Here is a 2,400-nt window from a genome sequence, read left to right as displayed (position 1 = left end):
GGGAGCAGCGGGCCCGCGTTCGCCCGACGGGGCCCCGCGCGCGCGCTCCCCGCCCGTCCCATGCCCCCCGCTGACCCCGCCGGGGGCCGGGCGCGCGGGCCCCGCCGCCCCTCGCCCGGCCGCGCGGCCCCCCCCCCCGCCCCGCGGCCGCCCAGCGCCCGCCGCCGAAAACGCCCCCCCGGCCGAGGGGGCGCTTCACCCCCCCCCCCCCCGCCCGCCGCCCGCGGACCCCCCGCCCCTCCCCCCCCCGCCCCACGGCTCGGCGTCGTACGGCATGGCGGCATGATCGCCTCCCGCGCCGTACGGCCGAATCGAAGTCGCACGTACATTTCCCACTTTCCTACGCTGGCATGACCCAGATCAGGTTCAAAGGGACCAAGGCATCTGCCTTATCTCAGCCCGTGCGGGCGCCCCTAGTGGATTTCCTGACAAGACTATACCCCTCGAGGGAAAAGTTGTCAACGTTCCGATCGTCTGCAGGAAGAAAAAGGATTGACAGTTTCCGCTTTCCGACTCTATACTAACTATAAAATATTAAGTTTATTACTTTATGTTATTAATTATCCGGAGGTTTTGCCCATGTCCACGTCCAAATGGCTTGTCGACGCGACGCACAGCAGCGTAGATTTTACGATCAAGCACATGATGATCGCGAAAGTGAAAGGCACTTTCCACGAATTCAGCGCCGAGATCCAGGCGGATCCGAACGATCTGACGACGGCGAACATCCGGTTCGACGTGACGCTCGCCAGCATCGACACGCGCAACGCGGACCGCGACAACCACCTCCGCACGGGCGATTTCTTCGACATCGAGCACTATCCGACGCTCACGTTCCAATCGACCTCCATCGTGAAAACGGGCGACGGCGAATACGACGTGACCGGCAACCTCACCCTCCGCGGCTTGACCCGTCCGGAGACGTTCAGCGTGACGTACGAGGGCAGCGGCAAGGATCCGTGGGGCAACGAGAAAGTCGGCTTCAGCGCCAAAGGCGCGATCAGCCGCAGCAGCTACGGCCTGACGTACAACGCGGTCCTCGAAACCGGCGGCGTCCTGATCGGGGACGAAGTGAAGGTCGCCATCGAGCTCGAGGCCGCCAAAGCGGACTAAGCGTTCCCGACCTTCTTAAGCAAATGATCTTCAAGGCACCGCGGCCCTTGCGCCGCGGTGCCTTTTCGGCGTTCGCGGCGAGTGCGGGCGGATAGGCGGCAGGCAGGCTGGCCCGGCTTCGCCCGGCTCGCCCGTAATCGCGGGCATGCGGCCGAGACGGCCGGCCCGGCTCGCGGTAGGAGCGAATCGGCACGAACCGGCGGCATGCCGTATGCACCCGCCCCGCCCTGCAAGGCGCGCGGCGAGCGCGCCGGCAGGAATGTCGCGCCGCTCCGGGCCATAAACTGTAACGTTGCAGATCGAGCGCCGTCCGCCCTCCCGCGGCCGGCGCGAAACGGCGGGAGTGAGGCATCACGGACACGGTGGTCGTATTTCCCCACTGCGCGTGGGCGCAATTCCCCTACGGGGGCTTGATCGACAGGCTGGCGCAGGGCCGGACCGTCCGCTTCGTCGCGGGCGCGGAGGCGATGGCCGGCGCGCCGGACCGCTACGGCGCGCTGAAGCCGGAGGAGCTGGACGCGCTGCCCTGGGCGCGGACGGCGGCCGTCGTCACGCATCCCTGCTGGTATTACGACGTCGCCGGGCGAAAGCCCGCGGCGCTGATCGCCGCGATCCCGCCCGGACTGGAGCACGGCGACGACGGCTTCAACCGGTGCCGGGATTTCTTGTGCGCGGCGGCCACGCTCGTGGTGGCGCAGTCGGAGCCGTTTTATTTCGAGCAGTGGTTCAAGCGCGGAGGCGTGTTCCTGCAGGACGGCCTCGATACGGCCGCGGATCTGCTGGCCGACGCCGCGGCGAGCGACGCCGCCGCGGGCAAGTCCGTCGACGCGCTGGCGCGGCTGCAGCTGCTGAGGCGGGCGGACTTCCGCGCGGAGACGCTGCCGGCGCTGCGCGCGTCCGCGATGCAGTATTTCTTCCAGGCGGCGTACCTCTACCTGCTCGGGAAGGGCGAAGAAGCGGAGCGCTGGCTGCTGGACGCGTTCCATCTCGCGATTCTGGCCCGCGAGGAAGGCGCCGTGCAGACGTACTTCCGCTTCCTCTCGGCCGTCCGGCTGCTGCAGGGCCGCACGGACGACGCGATCGCGACCTACGGCATCGCCGCCGCGGGCGACGAAGAGCGGGCCGCCTTCGCGGAGATGCTCGCGCTGCGGGATGCCGGGCAGACGCGGCTGGCCGAGGCGCTGCTGTACCGGATGAACGACGACGACCGGCAGGCGGCCGGTCTGCTGGCGCAGGCGCTCGCGGCCGGCGCCGCGGGCGGCGGCGGCGCGTCCGCGGAAGCCCTCC

At 69.1% G+C, this 2,400-nt stretch carries 2 protein-coding genes and 1 riboswitch; both genes read left to right on the top strand.

The window, feature by feature from the left end; genetic code table 11:
• Positions 1-320 precede the first annotated feature (320 nt).
• A riboswitch (TPP riboswitch) is annotated at positions 321-425 on the bottom strand.
• A gap of 154 nt (positions 426-579) precedes the next feature.
• Complete coding sequence (locus tag I8J29_RS33345) at positions 580-1,113, top strand: YceI family protein (RefSeq protein WP_208851558.1); 534 nt, start codon at positions 580-582, stop codon at positions 1,111-1,113.
• Positions 1,114-1,475: 362 nt separating this feature from the next.
• On the top strand, positions 1,476-2,400 hold a 925-nt coding region (locus I8J29_RS33340), incomplete at its 3' end, for a hypothetical protein (RefSeq protein ID WP_208851557.1).

Origin of the sequence: Paenibacillus artemisiicola, assembly GCF_017652985.1 — a bacterium.
Taxonomy (GTDB): domain Bacteria; phylum Bacillota; class Bacilli; order Paenibacillales; family Paenibacillaceae; genus Paenibacillus_Z; species Paenibacillus_Z artemisiicola.
Note: the sequence above shows the minus strand (reverse complement) of the source record. Positions and strands in the feature narration are given on the sequence as shown.

Bases quoted from the DNA above. Each gene is read 5' to 3' on its own strand.
- I8J29_RS33345 (WP_208851558.1), top strand. From the start codon at position 580: ATGTCCACGTCCAAATGGCTTGTCGACGCGACGCACAGCAGCGTAGAT.